1 protein-coding gene is annotated in these 668 nt (G+C 33.2%); it reads right to left on the bottom strand.

All coding sequences use genetic code 11. From position 1 onward, the window contains the following. Positions 1-41: 41 nt before the first annotated feature. Positions 42-539, bottom strand: coding sequence for a hypothetical protein (locus F981_RS23085; RefSeq protein WP_004726987.1), 498 nt, complete (start codon positions 537-539; stop codon positions 42-44). Between the last annotated feature and the right edge of the window lie 129 nt (positions 540-668).

Raw genomic sequence — 668 nt, 5'->3', positions numbered from 1 at the left:
CTGGTAAGCAGATAAAATCAACTTAAACAAACAGTTTCTTTCTATAGTTCTACTAGGTTTTGATCTGTGCTTGGAATGAAGTCTTGAAGTTTGGGGTGAACACGGAAATCTGCTTCAGCTTTTGTAGATATCTCTTTAACTTCACTAGACCAGTTTTCCTTTCTGTATTCTCGCCAATTTAATTTAATTTTGAGTGGACGACTATATCCTTTTAATTCCATAAGGAAGATCTGATCACATAATTCATCAAATAAAAAGACATGTGAACGATGGAAGTGAGGATTTCTTTTTAGTAATAACTCTAATGAATTTATGAGAAGTGAACAGCAATCATTAGAAAGAGCAGTACTATTAATTGTTACTCCCCAGTGATGCAATAAATACAATGTACATAGGCTGTCGAGTGAGCCATAGCTTGCTATATGTTCTAAGCAACTCTTATCAAAATCTTTAATACGTCGATTGGATGAAATGAACTCTACGATATAGTGAGGTAGAGTAGTTAATTCTAATAATATAAGACATGCAAAAAAAATCATTTGAAGTTCTGATCAAACTCAGAGCACTTTTGATATTAGATTTACCAGACTTTATTCGAGGTTTTATCTTGAATCTTAAAAACAAGCTGGATGCTTACATCAAAAGAACTCTTAACACGGGGGCGAAAT

Source organism: Acinetobacter guillouiae CIP 63.46 (assembly GCF_000368145.1).
Lineage (GTDB): Bacteria > Pseudomonadota > Gammaproteobacteria > Pseudomonadales > Moraxellaceae > Acinetobacter > Acinetobacter guillouiae.
The sequence above is the reverse complement of the archived record's forward strand: the minus strand, read 5'-3'. Positions and strand labels throughout refer to the sequence as shown.

Excerpts from the sequence above, each read along its gene's own strand:
- F981_RS23085 (WP_004726987.1), bottom strand. The coding sequence starts at position 539 with ATGATTTTTTTTGCATGTCTTATATTATTAGAATTAACTACTCTACCT.